The sequence below is a fragment of the Trichocoleus sp. FACHB-6 genome, from assembly GCF_014695815.1.
Taxonomy (GTDB): Bacteria; Cyanobacteriota; Cyanobacteriia; order Cyanobacteriales; family FACHB-T130; genus Funiculus; species Funiculus sociatus.
Window position 1 is genome coordinate 1 of the sequence record NZ_JACJOY010000025.1, and the last position, 14,723, is coordinate 14,723.

Here is a 14,723-nt window from a genome sequence, read left to right on the forward strand (position 1 = left end):
TATCAGCCTACTCCTGGAGATTTTCCGGCGCTCGCATTGCTTGTTTTTTCACTTCTCAGACCCCAGATTTATTGTCAAGTACAATTTATACCAAATTAGATGAGCTTACCCTGTTTGGAACTAGAACAAGAAAGCGGTTGTAGTTTAGAAAAGCTACGTACTCAAGCCACGAAAATCCTCACAAAGAAGAAGGCTGAGTTAGAGCGCAATCAAGAAGAAAAACCAGACCAAGCTCCCAAGGACAATTCAAGAGCCTTATTCAACAGCCTCTTCCAAGCCTACGACAAAGCTAAAGCCCCCCGACAACGCTGTGCGCTCGCCTATTTATTGAAAAATAACTGCCAGGTTAGTGAAGTAGAAGAATACCCCGAAGCTTATCAACAGCGGCGGCGCAAGAAGGAAATTGAAATTGAACGCCTCGAAGAGGAACTCAAGAGTCGGCTGCCTAAAGGAAGAAATTTATCTGACCAAGAGTGGCTAGAAGCCCTAGAACAAGCACAGGGACTAATCCTTGATGACGAACAATTGAGAGAAGTGCAAGCCAGTCTTACCAGAAAACAAAGCCCAGTTCCCTTCTCGATATCCTACGAAACCAACACGGACTTGCGATGGTCGAGAAATGAACACAAACGCATCTGCGTTAGCTTCAATGGCAAAGGCATCAGTGACCATACCTTTGAGGTCTTCTGCGACCAGCGCCAACTACATTGGTTTGAACGCCTTGCTCAAGACTACAAAATTTTTACCCAGAACAAGGAGCAGGTTCCTGCTGGATTGCTGACTTTACGTTCTGCTCGATTAGTTTGGCAACAAGTTGAAGGCAAAGGCGAACCCTGGCAAGTGCATCGACTGTTGCTTCACTGCTCTGTTGAAACTCGTTTGTGGACGGCGGAGGGAACCGAAGAGGTACGTGCCGAGAAAATTGCGAAAACGCAAAGAATTATCGACAGTATGAAAGCAAAAGGCAGTCGGAGTAACAAGCTGATAACCCATGAAACTTCTCTAAAGCTACTCAAAACCTTTGATGGCTTCTCCCGCCCCAGTCAAGCAGGCTACAAGGGCAATCCCTCAATTGTCATTGGGGTTAGCTTTGGACGAACTAAACCGGCAACGGTTGCGGTTGTCAACATCGAGACTGGCGAAGTTCTGGCATATCGTGATGTTAAGCAATTACTAAGCAAGCCCATGAAGGAAGGGAAAACTAAGAAGAAAAAGACTCAGTATGAGCAACTCAAACGTAGGCGAGAGCAACAACGCCTCAACAGCTACGAACACCACAACGCTCAAAAAAATGGTGCTCCTTGTAACTTTGGAGAATCGAGGCAAGGGGAGTATGTAGATAGGTTGCTGGCAAAAGCGATTGTGGAAGTGGCTTCACAGTATCGAGCTAGCAGTATTGTCCTACCTGACTTGAGAAATATCCGGGAAGCGGCTGAGAGTGAAGTGAAAGCCAGAGCCGAACAAAGATTTCCCGGCTATCAAGAGCTTCAAGATTGCTACGCCCAGGATTATCGAGCCAGCATTCACCGTTGGAGTTATAACAGGTTAGCTGAGTGTATTCAGGTTAAAGCCCAAAGAGCTGGGATTGCCACAGAAAAAGCACGGCAACCAGATGGGGAAACTCCTCAAGAGAAAGCAAGGAATTTAGTCCTAGCTGCTTGTGAAAACCGTAAAGTATCAGCTAGCTAGGTCAACCGATTCTGAACCTTGACAATCTAAATATAATAAGAGATTAATAGCGCCGCTTGTACATGCTTATTGCCTCTGTACAGCGTTAAGTTAGGGTTTGTTTGACTGTCGGAAGACAGTCCTACTTTCTGAACCCTGGTAGCTACCCGCCCATGATGCTGCCCCTATGAATACCTTCTTCATAGGTCGGGAAATTCCCGTGTATGAATACTGGAGTATATAGTATACAGGAAAGGTGCGCTCCCAGCAAAATGAGGTGAGGCTGAGGGAGAAGGTAAATTTTCCCAAAGCCCTAGCCCTTGTTAACAAAGGTGCAGATTACTCATCCTTGTTAATAAGGGTGCGGATTACCGCAGTGGTGGCTCCGAACTCGTCCCCTTCGGGGGAGCCCTCCCTAATTTTTTTTTGACGGCTGAAAGTGGGATCAAGATCCCTGAGTAGCCGTCAGACGTTTAAAACTCTTGTCCCGTCTTGATTTTAGATGTTCACGGCAGTAATCTTTCTCCTTGGGAAAGAGCTGAAATGACCAATTTAAAATCAGCCGACAAAAATGTATTTGTCAGCTTGTTTAGACAAGGGTTTCAGCGGGCGCGGTTTCATCAACCCTCCCGCCTTGGGGTGGGTTGAAAGCTAGTCAAGGTTGTAGAAGGCTCGGAGCCAGTTATGTTTCATCAACCCTCCCGCCTTGGGGTGGGTTGAAAGATTCCCTCCGTTTCTTGGGCAGATGTCGATAGTTTTGTTTCATCAACCCTCCCGCCTTGGGGTGGGTTGAAAGGAGTCCCTCTTTAGAGGGCGCTTGCTTTTGGATATGGTTTCATTAACCCTCCCGCCTTGGGGTGGGTTAAAATGTTATAGAGTTGCGCCAGCAATTTGAATACTAATTGTAGAGAGTGTCAAAAATTTCAGGAGGGGGTTGAAAGGAGCGCCTGCCTTACAATTAATTTCGCGTGACTACATCTTGACGACATTAATTTGTTAACGGTTGTCGGCACTAATTTAAGGACACGAATTTGTTAAGAACGACGCTAAGCGACATTAATCTGTTAACAGCGACATTAATCTGTTAACGACGACAAATAATGTGTTAATCGACAAAATCAATGGGCGGTACTGGATTTGAACCAGTGGCCACCTGCTTGTAAGGCAGGCGCTCTACCGCTGAGCTAACCGCCCAATTTCACACAATAAAATCAATAATAGCAGATGTTTTCTGAAAAGTGTATAGTTTGCAAAAAGAAGAAATTTACACCTGATGCCTTCTGGTGCAACGCACGATCGCATAACTCTATGGTGCTTGCCAATGGTGGCGGGCGCGACGTTGGGGTTGACTCGCAGTAGCAATCTGACCTTAATCGTTTCGGGGGGATTTTTATTCAGTGGGCTGATGTTTGGCCCAGACTTGGATCTCAACTCCCGTCCTTATAAGCGTTGGGGCTGGTTGCGATGGATTTGGATACCTTACCAAAAAAGTCTGCGCCACCGCTCTGTTTTTTCGCATGGGCTAATTATTGGGACGACGTTGCGATCGCTATACCTCTTCTTTTGGTTGTTTCTCCTAGCATTGCTGATTGCGGCTATTGTGCAGTTAGTCTGGGGCAGGGCGTGGAATTGGCAGGTGGTGGCGGATGTGGTTTTGCAATCGTCTCAATACCCTTCTGAATGGATGGCACTTTTTGCAGGTTTAGAATTGGGTGCGATGAGTCACTCGTTCAGCGATTGGGGTGGTTCTGCTTATAAGCGGTTGCAAAAAGGTGGTGTGGGTGCTTTGATGCCTAAGCGAGTTAAGCGTAAGCCAAGAGGTAAGAAAAGAACCGCAAAGACGCAAAGGACAAGGAAGGTAAGATAGAAAAGAGTTAATAGCCATTAGCCATTAGCCGATATTTATGTCTAATTCTTCTGAATCTGCATTGTCCGCACTGCAACAGTTGATGGAGGTAGTTGCAAAGTTGCGATCGCCTCAGGGTGGTTGTCCGTGGGATTTAGCGCAAACTCCCGAAACACTTACTCCTTATGTGATTGAGGAAGCTTATGAGGTGGTGGATGCAATTCGTAGTGGTGAGAAGGATGCGATCGCAGAAGAACTGGGAGATTTACTTTTACAGGTGGTACTGCAAGCTCAAATTGCTAGCGAATCCGGTCAATTTAGCTTAACTGAGGTGGCTGCTGGGATCACCGAAAAGTTGATTCGCCGTCATCCTCATGTGTTTGGAGATGTTGAAGTCAAAAGTGCTGAGGAAGTTCACGAGAATTGGCAGCAAATCAAGGCAGCTGAAAAAGGCGAAACCCCTGAAGAAACCCAGTTACTGACTCACAAACTGGATCGCTATTCTCGCACACTCCCGCCGCTGATGGCTGCGATGAAGATATCCCAAAAAGCGGCGGCGGCTGGGTTTGAATGGGAGAATGTGGAAGGAGTTTGGGCGAAGTTCAAAGAAGAGTTGGCAGAATTTGACGAAGCATTGCAACAGGAAGACGCAGCTCATCAGCAGGCGGAACTGGGAGATTTACTTTTTACTGTAATTAATCTCGCTCGTTGGTATAAATTAGACCCGTCAGAAGCTTTACATGGGACAAATAAGCGATTTATCGGGCGGCTGAAAAAAATGGACGCGATCGCAGACCGTCCTCTCTCAGATTACACTTTGGATGAGTTAGAAAATCTTTGGCAACAAGCAAAAGCTGACCTAGCTAAGCAAAACCAAGAGAGTTTTTAATGTTGATATATTAATTTAAGACTTATAACTTTTAAGCTGCTACTTGTGAGTTCTCAACGAGGATGCGATATAATTCATCTTCCAGCCAGCACTCATCTTCTTCTGTCAACACTAGCCTTGCTTGTCGCCAGATACCAGCTAACTCTGAGTCTGTGTACTGCGAGATCAGTTCATTTGATAGCTGTTCCAAAGCTATTGCATTTTTAGCGATCGCTACTGATGCCATTCTCCAAACTAACCATTCTTTGTCTGATACGGCACTCATTGTCTTTAACCACTTCCTGATTGTATCTCCTAACTTAAGGGTGATTCGATTCTCAGGTCTTCAGTAAAAATGCTGAATGTGTGTATCTTCATATACTCTTTAAATTAAAGCCATACTTGGATAAATTTGCGATGAAATTTTTTGTAAAAAAGTGGCTTTTCTGGTTCTATTCGCTACCAAAACAAAGGGGCAATGAGTGCTCATTGCCCCTTTCCCAGCCTTAAAGGTGTGGAAGTGTGAAAAGTTGAAAGATTTAGAACAGTGACGGAAATACAAAACCTAAAGCGATCGCTCCCACACCTAGAGTCAGTGTCCAGAAACGGTGGTAGCTATTTACACTCCAGCCTCTGTTAGTATCCATCACAATCAAATCTACCCAAGGAGCCATCCCGCGCCGGAACCAGCCAACAACAGTAACTTGCGCTCCTATTTGGTTCTCAGCTTGAGTCCAACCAAACAAGAAGTTACCAACCGGGCCAAAGCGCAAAGTGTAGTGGAGGTAAATTATACCAGTGTGATCTTGAAGTTGCAAATCGCTGCCAAACTTATACCCAGCATTACCGCGTCCAATTATCTTACCTTCGAGCTTCACAGCTTGACCACGCAACGGGCTGGCGTAGGGGTCGGACATCAAGCTGAGAACGTTAGATGCAATTCCTTTATGAATCGTAAAATTTCCTTTTTCCGAAACATTCTATAGAACGTCTCTACTTGCCACAACCTATAAAGGAATTGCTCTTATCTCGTACCAATCAACTCCAATCTTCTGTATCTTGTCGCTTAGCGCGACTTTTATAAGCAAGACCGCGAGAATGAATTTGACGGGTTTTTTCATAGAGTTCTTCTTGGGTTAAGTTCCACGCTTGAAGAACTTTATCCAGGTCTTGTTGGATATCTCTTGCGCCAGGAAAGCCGTAATAGCGAATGCGTAGCCTTGCAAGTTCTGCCAGGTTATAATCATTAATTTCCCCGTTTAAGAGGTTGTTAAGAAGTGCGCGATCGCGACTGTACAGAGGATGCTGTTGGTCTTTTTCGTTACTCATAGGGAAGAAGGTAATTTTTTTCCATTAGTTATTCTTAAATCTCAACTTCATCTCCTACCTGTAAAATTTTACCCGCTTCCGATTCTGGTATCTGCGTATTTACGCTCAACCGAAAAAAGTGATTGAAGCGAGATAAATTTACTCCATCAGGCAAAGTTTCTTGGCGCTGACTCACGAAAATTTTTTGAAAGCTAGGATAAACTTCTCCCGTAAAGGTGTCTCGTGTTGGCACCACACAACGCTGACAGGGATTCACCCCCATCATCTGCACATCTTTGACTTGAAACTGCACTCTTATACCAACTTCTGCAAACAGTCCATCCTCCCAAAATTGGGGAACGCCGCCAATTTCCAGATTAGCTCGGATGCGGCGGCGCATCTCCTCTACAGGGGAAATCGCACCTTTTTCTAGTTCGGGAAACCAGGAAGCAACTGTTTCCAGGGTTGCAGTGCTAATTACCGTTGGGCCAGAAGCATCAGTATCATCTGGAAAGCCTAAAAGAGAGTTTTGCAGCAATTTTACCTTGAAGCCGAAATACTCGCTCAACCAAGCTTCTAGTTCAGCACATTCTCGTTCGAGGTGAAAAACTCCTCCCAGCTTGGTTCCCTGGACTTCTAAGCAGACGCGATTAATCGTGTCGCTACTAGCGTCAATATCAAATGATGTTCGTAGTAAATGAACTTTCGGGTTCCGCTTGCCATTGACAAATTTACCATGTTCGTCAACAATGGCAAACTCTCGGTCATGCTGTAATGCACCACTTTTGAGAACGGTTGCCTTAGTAACAGCAACACCGTCCAGCGATTTAATTGGATAAATCAGAATCCGGGTGAGGTAAGGCACGGGAGAATTAAGAGTTGTAGAGACGCGATACATCGCGTCTTGAGTTATGAGTTAGAAATTCCTAACTTTGGACATGATACAGGACTTTAACGAAAGCAAGCGACATACAAAAGAAGGTAGAGAACCCATCGTTTCTCTACCTTCTTTTTAGTTTTTAGCCAGTGTGAAAGCTATGAATCTTGAATTAATAACTCAAGAGCTTTTATTCGGCGGCTTGGGGTAACAGCTCTCGCTTTTCTCCTTGCACCACTTTCACTTCCTTGGTGGTTTCATCGACATCGACAATCGCCGTGTCGCCATCCGAAATCCGACCGCTCAAGATTTCTTCGGCTAAACTGTCCTCCAAGAGGCGCATAATAGCTCGGCGTAGTGGACGCGCACCGTAGCTGGGATTATACCCCTCCTCCACAAGGCGATCCTTGAAGCGTTCGGTAACTTCCAAGATAATTCCCTGCTCCGCAAGTCGTCCTACCACCTCTTTGAGCATGATGTCGGAGATTTCCTTCACCTCGTCCTTCGTCAATTGGCGGAAGACGATGATCTCGTCGAGACGGTTCAGGAACTCTGGACGGAAGTATTGCTTCAGTTCCTCGTTGACCAGTGACCGAATCCGGGTGTACTGTGCCTCTGCTTCGTTTTCTTGAGTATCGAAGAAGCCTAAGCCTGTGCCACCTTTTTCTATCACCTTAGAACCGATGTTGGAGGTAAGAATCAGCAAGGTGTTCTTGAAGTCCACTGTGCGTCCCTTGGCATCAGTCAGGCGACCGTCTTCCAAGATTTGCAACAGCATATTGAAGACATCTGGGTGTGCTTTCTCGATTTCATCGAATAGCACCACGGTATATGGACGACGGCGCACTGCTTCGGTGAGCTGTCCGCCTTCGTTGTAACCGACATACCCTGGAGGCGAACCAATCAGTTTAGAAACTGTGTGTCGCTCCATGTATTCCGACATATCCAGGCGAATCATCGCTTCTTCTGACCCGAAGAAGTATGCTGCTAAAGATTTCGCTAATTCTGTCTTACCTACTCCGGTAGGGCCAGAGAAGACAAAGCTGGCAATCGGTCGGTTGGGATTCTTCAGTCCTACCCGTGCGCGACGAATGGCGCGAGATACCGCTTTGACAGCCTCTTCTTGACCGATAAGGCGGTTGTGTAGGGTATCTTCCATGTGTAGCAGTTTCTCAGATTCAGATTCTGTGAGTTTGTTCACAGGTACTCCTGTCCAAGAAGCTACAATTTGGGCGATGTCTTCTTCGGTGACGACGGGTGAGGCACTGTCATCGCGGGTGGTGGATTCGGTTTTCTTCGCGTTAGCGATCGCGCGGATTTCTGCTTTAATTTCCATTTCGCGATCGCGCAGTTCCCCAGCTCGGTCGAAGTCCTGACTCCGCACTGCGTCGTCTTTGTCTTTGAGAACTTGACGCAGTTCTTTGTCCAGTTCCTTCGCAGCTGGTGGAAGCTGCGAGTTAATCAGGCGCACTCGCGAACCCGCTTCATCAATTAGGTCAATTGCTTTGTCTGGCAAGTAACGGTCGGAGATGTAACGGTCTGAAAGTTTAGCAGCTGCTTCCACTGCCTCATCGGAGATTTTCAGCTTGTGGTGTTGCTCATAACGTTCGCGCAAACCATACAAAATTTCAATTGTTTCGGTAACTGTCGGCTCTCCTACCATTACTGGTTGGAATCTCCGCTCTAAGGCTGCATCCCGCTCAATGTGCTTGCGGTATTCATCCAGCGTCGTTGCGCCGATGCACTGCAATTCACCTCTTGCCAAGGCGGGTTTCAGAATGTTTGCTGCGTCGATGGCACCTTCTGCTGCACCCGCACCAATCAAGGTATGTACCTCGTCAATCACGAGAATTACATTCCCCGCCGAGCGGATTTCATCCATGATTTTCTTTAAGCGTTCTTCAAATTCACCCCGGTACTTGGTGCCTGCTACCAGCAAACCAATATCCAGAGTGACGACGCGCTTATCTTCCAGAATATCGGGGATATCGTTGTTGGCGATTCGTGATGCCAAACCTTCTGCGATCGCAGTTTTTCCGACTCCTGGTTCCCCAATCAATACTGGGTTATTCTTCGTTCTGCGTCCCAGAATCTGAATTACCCGTTCAATTTCCTTTGCCCGACCAACTACTGGATCAAGCTTGCCCTCAGATGCCATTTGAGTTAGATTGGAGCCAAACTCATCTAAGGTTGGTGTCTTCGTGCGTCCGCCTGAAGTTGGTGCGCCGACTTCTGCCGTCTCTCCCAACATTCTAATTACTTGCGTCCGCACCTTCGAGAGGTCTACGCCTAAGTTTTCCAAAACTCTCGCCGCCACCCCTTCACCTTCCCGGATTAGACCCAGAAGCAGGTGTTCCGTTCCAATGTAGTTATGCCCTAGCTGACGAGCTTCTTCTAAAGATAACTCTAAAACGCGCTTGGCTCTGGGGGTGAACGGAATTTCTACCGCCACAAAGCCGGAACCGCGACCGATGATTTTTTCCACCTCTATTCTGGCATCTTTGAGGTTTACCCCCATTGATTTCAGGACTTTGGCGGCGACACCAGTACCTTCTCCAATTAGACCCAGGAGGATCTGCTCCGTACCCACGAAGTTATGTCCCAGGCGACGTGCTTCTTCCTGGGCCAACATGATTACTTTAATGGCTTTTTCTGTGAAGCGTTCAAACATGGCGGCTTGTTATTTCCCTGCTGCGTGCCTGTAACGTGATTCTAACATAGGGTTTTTGTGAGGCTGTTACCTTACAGATAATCAACGATCTCACAATTTATTTATTACGGTTTCCCTATCTAATTAGTTGGGATTAGCGAAGTCTACTATCTAAGGTTAGAAACTTTGAATTTTTTAACCTTTAGGAATAGGTTAAAATACTGAAAATGTAAAGGCAGATGCGGCGAGGCGATGGGAGGCGGTAAAGTACCAATCGCTTAAAGTCTGTTTAAATTCTGGTTTCTGAAGACCGCCGCGCCATAAAATTAGCGCATCTTCACCAGTATCTTTGTAATAATGTCGCCGTCTGCCCACTTCCTCAAAGCCAAACTTCTCGTAAAGAGAACGTGCTGCTTGATTAGAAGTTCTCACTTCTAGCGTCGCCCATTCTAGCCCTCGTTCCCAAGCACTTTTGAGTAAAGCGTAAAGCATCGCCTGACCCAATCCCAAACCCCGGTACTCTGGATGAACCGCCAAAATTGTGATGTGCGCCTCCTCTAAAATTGCCCAGAGGCAACACAATCCTACTATAGTTTCCACATTGTCAGGTGGGAAGGTGGGGTTGTTGGAAGCTGAGAACTCACAACTAGAGAATTCTTGCGCGATCGCTGATGATTGACCCCTGACCATTATCAGCAAGTCACTATTAGGACTTTCTAGCTCTCGCTTGTAACCATCTAGAGTCCACAGTTCCCCAAAACAAAGTTTATCTAGCTCCACTACCGCACTTAGCTGCTCTGCTGTTAGCGGCTTAAGTTCTAAAAAATTCACAGTTAACAATTGTACACTAAAAAACAAGACGCATTCGATGCCTGTTAAGCAAGGACAAATATCAGATCATGTTATTGACACCAAATGTCGGGGTTCAAAATTCTGGACGTAAATATCTACCGACTCCGACAGAAACTCAGGAAACTCCCTCGCCAAATCAGGAACTTTTGCCCCTGACATCTAAAGTCAACAGTCAGGATTGTCTGGAAATTGGCGGATGTGATGTAACGACACTTGTCCAGCAATTTGGTTCGCCACTTTATATTTTGGACGAAGAAACGCTGCGAACAGCTTGTCGTCAGTATCGGGATGGTTTTAAGCGTCATTATGCCGGGTCTTCGCAGGTGCTGTATGCTTCTAAAGCATGGAGTTGCCTAGCTGTTTGCGCGATCGCTCGTTCGGAAGGCTTGGGAATTGATGTAGTATCTGGGTGCGAACTCTACACCGCCCTAAAAGCTGGTGTCAGTCCCGACAAAATTTATTTCCACGGTAACAATAAATCGGTGGAAGAACTGACTCTGGCTGTAGAATCTCGCTGCACCATTGTCGTAGACAACTGGCTAGAATTGAAAACTCTGGCCGGACTGAGAACCAAGCAAGAATCTTCACCCCAGTCCCCAGCCCCGATCCGCATCATGCTGCGGTTTACTCCTGGGATCGAGTGTCACACTCACGAATATATCCGCACCGGACACCTGGACAGTAAATTTGGCTTCGATCCTAATCAACTAGAAGAAGTATTTGCTTTTATCACTCAGCAGCCAAACCTACACTGTATAGGGTTACATGCTCACATCGGTTCACAAATCTTTGAACTCCAACCCCATGAAGATTTAGCTGGTGTCATCGTGCAGTGGTTTGGGAAAGCTGCCAAGTTAGGTTTGCCAGTCACCGAGTTAAACATCGGCGGGGGCTTAGGAATTCGTTACACCGAATCCGACGATCCCCCCAGTATTGAGGACTGGGTAAAAACCGTCAGCGATGGGATTACCCAAGCGTGCCAAGCTCAACAAATACCTTTACCTAAGTTACTGTGTGAACCAGGGCGATCGCTAATTGGTTCCGCCTGCGTCACAGCTTACACCGTAGGTTCCACAAAAGTGGTTCCAGACATCCGCACCTACGTCTCCGTTGATGGGGGTATGTCTGACAATCCGCGTCCCATCACCTACCAATCAATTTATCGCACGGTAGTTGCCAACCGGATGTCAGAACCCATTACCCAAACAGTCACCCTTGCTGGTAAACACTGCGAATCCGGAGACATTCTCATTAAAGAAGCGGCTCTACCTAAAACTGAGCCTGGAGATATCTTGGTAGTCATGGATACAGGTGCCTACAATTACAGCATGGCATCTAATTACAATCGATTGCCTCGTCCGGCAGCAGTTTTAGTAGGTCAGGGAGAAGCCAACCTGATTCTACAGCGGGAAACCTACCAAGATTTAATTCGGCAGGATTGCATACCCGACCGATTAGCTTTTGGGAATTGACTTTTAGGCAGTTTTTGGCTAATTGGGTAAACCTAATTAAATGTTTGCTGGGCAAAAGCCCAGCAAATCCCCTGAAAACTATAGCAGTTCTCACTCGTATCGCTATTTTGCTTTCTCTGCGATTCCGGAGAGAGGCTGGGAAATTAGCCCCGCAACCCTATTCCAGGAGGGGTTGGGGGTGAGTCCTGATTTTAGTTAACTCAACCGAGAAGCGCTATATATTCCGAAGCAATACCGGACTAGGTAGAAAACAGCTATGTTTAGTTTAATTATGTTCACCTACTTAATCGTTCAAAAGCGCGTCAGCTAAAATCGAACCGTAGAGCTAAAAAACTCAAGCAAGCAAAGGAAAAAATAAAAATAGCGATTAGATTTTAGCTGATTGGCAGGATGTAACCGCAGTTACACTAGATTTAGACTCTGACAAATAACTAAAGTTGAGTAGCTATAATTGCCTTTTGCCTTTTAACCTATCGGTGCAAACTTCAGCAAATCCCATTAAAGTTCAATGAATTCGGGTCCTAGTCAAGACCCTGCCGGAACTTCTGCCTTGGTGCTTCAAAGCCTTGATATTGTATTAGTTCTAGTCCTCACGTATCTGGTACTCCTGTTTATTGGAGAGCGCCGCACGTTGTGGATGGTACGGGGTTTAATTGTCTTAATGTTGGCCTCAGCGGTGAGTAATCGACTGGGGCTAGTGCTTTTGAGTTTTGTGCTGGAAAAGTTGGTAGTTGGCTCGGCTGTGGCGATGGCTGTGATCTTCCAGTCAGAGTTTCGGCGCTTTCTGGAACAATTAGGCAGGGGAGAAATTGTGCAGTTGCTGCAACCTTCCCGCCGAGCCGTCCCTAAGGCTGATAGTGTGGTTGATGAAATTGTGGATGCGGTTAAAGAACTGTCTCAAAACCGTACTGGTGCCTTGATGATTCTGGAAACGAGTGGGACGATTGATGAGCGCGATTTTTCCGTTCAGGGTGTCAAGCTGGATGCTGAAGTTTCTAAAGAACTCTTGCAAACCATCTTTCAGACATCTACCCTATTGCACGACGGTGCAGTGTTTATCAGTGGTTCCCGTATTATGGCTGCTGGGGTGATTCTGCCCCTTTCTGAGCGCACGGCATCGCGCCAGCTGGGAACGCGACACCGGGCGGCAATGGGAATTACCGAGCGAGTCGAAAATTGCCTGTGTGTCGTTGTATCTGAAGAAACAGGCTCCATTTCCTTAGCGGAGCGGGGGAGCCTAAATCGTCCCCTCACCAGCAGTAAGCTGAAAGAACTGTTAGAAGCGCGTTTCTCGCCGTCAATCGAGGAGGGAGCCGTCGCCCCAGGTCTACGCAGTTTAGGACGCCAGATTAGCGATAAGGGAAAGGCACTGATTTTGCGCTTGCTCCGTCTTCTATCTCCGGCTTCTCGTGACAAGAAATGACTCCAAAACCAACTGTCTTACAAAATCTGCCTGCTGACCTGGATGAAACCCGCCTGCCAAAGCACGTAGCGGTAATTATGGATGGAAATGGGCGCTGGGCAAAGCGTCAGGGTCTACCCCGGATTATGGGTCATCGGCGGGGAGTCGATGCGCTTAAGGAATTGCTGCGCTGCTGTAAGGATTGGGGTATTCCAGCACTGACGGCTTATGCTTTTTCTACGGAAAATTGGGGGCGTCCGCTGGATGAAGTTGATTTTTTGATGACGCTGTTCGATCGGGTCTTGCGGCAAGAGCTGCGAGAGATGGTGCAGGAAAATGTGAAAATCAATTTTATGGGGAATCTAGGGGCATTACCGCGAAGCCTTCAAGCTGAGATTGAGCGCTCAATGACCGAAACCCAGCACAATCGCAGCATTCAATTTACGGTGGCAATGAATTATGGCGGTCGTGAGGAAATTTTGCAAGCTTGTCGAGCGATCGCTACCTCTGTGCAGCAAGGTTTGCTCCAGCCAGATCAAATTGATGAAGCTTTGTTTGAAAAGCATCTCTACACTTCCAATGTGGGCGATCCCGACTTATTAATCCGTACCAGTGGCGAAATGCGCGTCTCGAACTTCCTACTGTGGCAAATGGCTTATGCGGAACTCTATATTACAGAGACGCTGTGGCCTGATTTTGACCGGACGGAGTTTCATCGGGCGTTGTGTGTCTATCAACAACGCGATCGCCGTTTTGGGAAGGTTTGAAGGGTTAAGCTGCTAAGTTTCAAGCTCCTGTGAGTTTGTTAACTTGCTAACTTTCAACTTTCCAACCTGCAAAGAAACAAACTCTTTAAGGCCCAGAAAAAACGGCGTTTTCTACATCTTGGCGAGTGAGGGAGTATTTGAAAGAGCGCAGGATATCGCGCCCACCCTCACCCGCTTGGAGATAACGCACGGTTAGTTCTTCCACATCCAGTAACAATTCGGCTTTCCACGAAGGTCGAGCAATGTGCCAACAGTGTAGGTCTGCACGGTCTTGTTGACATCCTAGCCCTTGAAGCCACTGCTCGATCTCAGGGAGGGGATGGTTGTATAGGGGGGTATCAGCAGCGGGAAGAGTCATATGGATTTGGGAAAAGGGATTTGGGAAAAGGAATTTGTGCAGTTACAAGTTGGGATGCGATAGGTTCAGTTATAGCTTGTTGATTAATGCTTATCTGCTGCAACACTTGCGGCGGAATTTTCTGCCCGGAAACTTGGAAAGCCGTGTCTCCTCGTGTTAAACCAATAGCGATCGCTAACAGCAGGCATCCCAAAAATGTTACACCCAAGATGAACAAAGCAAAAATTTCCCCGGCAGATAAGGGGCGGTCAGTGGGATCGAGGTAAGCTGATGAGGAATAAGTTGGTTTGGGCTGTGACACTGGGCGGTTTAAGTTTCCCGGAGCCTGAATCACGCTGATGCGGGAATAGCCAATTCTCATGTCGTAAGCCTGTCGCCGTTCTGGGTTGCTGAGGGTGGCGTAGGCTTCGTTGATCTGCTGGAACTTAGCTGTCGCCGTTTTAGCTGGCAAATCTGTTGTATCGGGATGGTAGCGCTTGCTGAGTTCCCGATAAGCCCGGCGAATTTCGATTGCTGATGCTGAAGGATGCAGCCCCAGCAGGGCGTAATGACTGGTTGCCAAGTTTGTTTGATATGGCATCCTTCGACTTTCATTGTTCGCAGTTGCCCTGTTATGAGTCACCGCAGCTCCACTCTGCCTGGTTACGAATAGGTT

Annotated in this window: 13 protein-coding genes, 1 tRNA gene, 1 pseudogene and 1 CRISPR repeat array; of the genes and pseudogenes, 6 read left to right on the plus strand and 9 right to left on the minus strand. The window is 47.0% G+C overall.

Annotated features, from left to right (window positions below; all coding sequences use genetic code 11):
- Nucleotides 1-99 precede the first annotated feature (99 nt).
- Nucleotides 100-1,689, plus strand: a complete 1,590-nt coding sequence (cas12k, locus tag H6F66_RS04565) for a type V CRISPR-associated protein Cas12k (protein ID WP_190418679.1) — start codon at nucleotides 100-102, stop codon at nucleotides 1,687-1,689.
- A 593-nt stretch (nucleotides 1,690-2,282) separates the two neighbouring features.
- Nucleotides 2,283-2,537: direct repeats of the CRISPR family, unit length 37 nt; unit sequence GTTTCATCAACCCTCCCGCCTTGGGGTGGGTTGAAAG.
- Between the two features lie 253 nt (nucleotides 2,538-2,790).
- On the opposite strand, the gene H6F66_RS04570 is transcribed toward cas12k, so the two are convergent.
- Nucleotides 2,791-2,862 (minus strand) — tRNA-Val (locus H6F66_RS04570).
- A gap of 79 nt (nucleotides 2,863-2,941) precedes the next feature.
- Here H6F66_RS04570 and H6F66_RS04575 point away from each other — a divergent pair.
- Together H6F66_RS04575 and mazG are read left to right on the plus strand one after the other, a co-directional pair.
- Entirely contained in the window at nucleotides 2,942-3,535 is a 594-nt protein-coding gene (locus tag H6F66_RS04575; RefSeq protein WP_190418681.1) for a metal-binding protein, read from the plus strand.
- 37 nt (nucleotides 3,536-3,572) lie between these two features.
- Nucleotides 3,573-4,403, plus strand: coding sequence for a nucleoside triphosphate pyrophosphohydrolase (mazG, locus tag H6F66_RS04580; RefSeq protein ID WP_190418683.1), 831 nt, complete (start codon nucleotides 3,573-3,575; stop codon nucleotides 4,401-4,403).
- A gap of 31 nt (nucleotides 4,404-4,434) precedes the next feature.
- On the opposite strand, the gene H6F66_RS04585 is transcribed toward mazG, so the two are convergent.
- From H6F66_RS04585 to rimI, 6 genes and pseudogenes are all read right to left on the minus strand, one after another.
- Complete coding sequence (locus tag H6F66_RS04585) at nucleotides 4,435-4,668, minus strand: hypothetical protein (protein WP_190418685.1); 234 nt, start codon at nucleotides 4,666-4,668, stop codon at nucleotides 4,435-4,437.
- A 253-nt stretch (nucleotides 4,669-4,921) separates the two neighbouring features.
- Nucleotides 4,922-5,317, minus strand: a pseudogene (locus H6F66_RS04590) (peptidase M48); the annotation flags it as partial.
- Nucleotides 5,318-5,420: 103 nt separating this feature from the next.
- Nucleotides 5,421-5,711, minus strand: a complete 291-nt coding sequence (locus H6F66_RS04595) for a DUF3288 family protein (RefSeq protein ID WP_190418688.1) — start codon at nucleotides 5,709-5,711, stop codon at nucleotides 5,421-5,423.
- A 34-nt stretch (nucleotides 5,712-5,745) separates the two neighbouring features.
- Nucleotides 5,746-6,588, minus strand: coding sequence for an MOSC N-terminal beta barrel domain-containing protein (locus tag H6F66_RS04600; RefSeq protein WP_190418690.1), 843 nt, complete (start codon nucleotides 6,586-6,588; stop codon nucleotides 5,746-5,748).
- A gap of 169 nt (nucleotides 6,589-6,757) precedes the next feature.
- Nucleotides 6,758-9,238, minus strand: a complete 2,481-nt coding sequence (locus H6F66_RS04605) for an ATP-dependent Clp protease ATP-binding subunit (RefSeq protein ID WP_190418693.1) — start codon at nucleotides 9,236-9,238, stop codon at nucleotides 6,758-6,760.
- A 192-nt stretch (nucleotides 9,239-9,430) separates the two neighbouring features.
- On the minus strand, nucleotides 9,431-10,048 hold the full coding sequence (gene rimI / locus H6F66_RS04610; protein ID WP_190418695.1) for a ribosomal protein S18-alanine N-acetyltransferase: 618 nt from the start codon (nucleotides 10,046-10,048) through the stop codon (nucleotides 9,431-9,433).
- A 68-nt stretch (nucleotides 10,049-10,116) separates the two neighbouring features.
- On the opposite strand from rimI, the gene lysA reads away from it, so the two are divergent.
- The 3 genes from lysA (at nucleotide 10,117) to H6F66_RS04625 (ending at nucleotide 13,710) form a co-directional block, all read left to right on the plus strand.
- Entirely contained in the window at nucleotides 10,117-11,541 is a 1,425-nt protein-coding gene (lysA, locus tag H6F66_RS04615; RefSeq protein ID WP_190418697.1) for a diaminopimelate decarboxylase, read from the plus strand.
- A gap of 508 nt (nucleotides 11,542-12,049) precedes the next feature.
- Nucleotides 12,050-12,964 carry a diadenylate cyclase CdaA gene (cdaA, locus tag H6F66_RS04620; protein WP_190418699.1) on the plus strand — a complete coding sequence of 305 codons (915 nt, stop codon included), beginning with the start codon at nucleotides 12,050-12,052 and terminating at the stop codon, nucleotides 12,962-12,964.
- Nucleotides 12,961-13,710, plus strand: a complete 750-nt coding sequence (locus H6F66_RS04625) for an isoprenyl transferase (RefSeq protein WP_190418701.1) — start codon at nucleotides 12,961-12,963, stop codon at nucleotides 13,708-13,710. The genes cdaA and H6F66_RS04625 overlap by 4 nt, the downstream gene beginning before the upstream one ends.
- Nucleotides 13,711-13,795: 85 nt before the next feature.
- Here the strand turns inward: H6F66_RS04625 and H6F66_RS04630 are convergent, their stop codons facing one another.
- Both H6F66_RS04630 and H6F66_RS04635 read right to left on the minus strand, forming a co-directional pair.
- Nucleotides 13,796-14,068: a DUF3143 domain-containing protein gene (locus tag H6F66_RS04630; protein ID WP_190418703.1), complete on the minus strand. Its 273-nt coding sequence runs from the start codon at nucleotides 14,066-14,068 to the stop codon at nucleotides 13,796-13,798.
- On the minus strand, nucleotides 14,049-14,648 hold the full coding sequence (locus H6F66_RS04635) for a J domain-containing protein (RefSeq protein WP_190418705.1): 600 nt from the start codon (nucleotides 14,646-14,648) through the stop codon (nucleotides 14,049-14,051). The genes H6F66_RS04630 and H6F66_RS04635 overlap by 20 nt, the downstream gene beginning before the upstream one ends.
- Nucleotides 14,649-14,723: the final 75 nt, after the last annotated feature.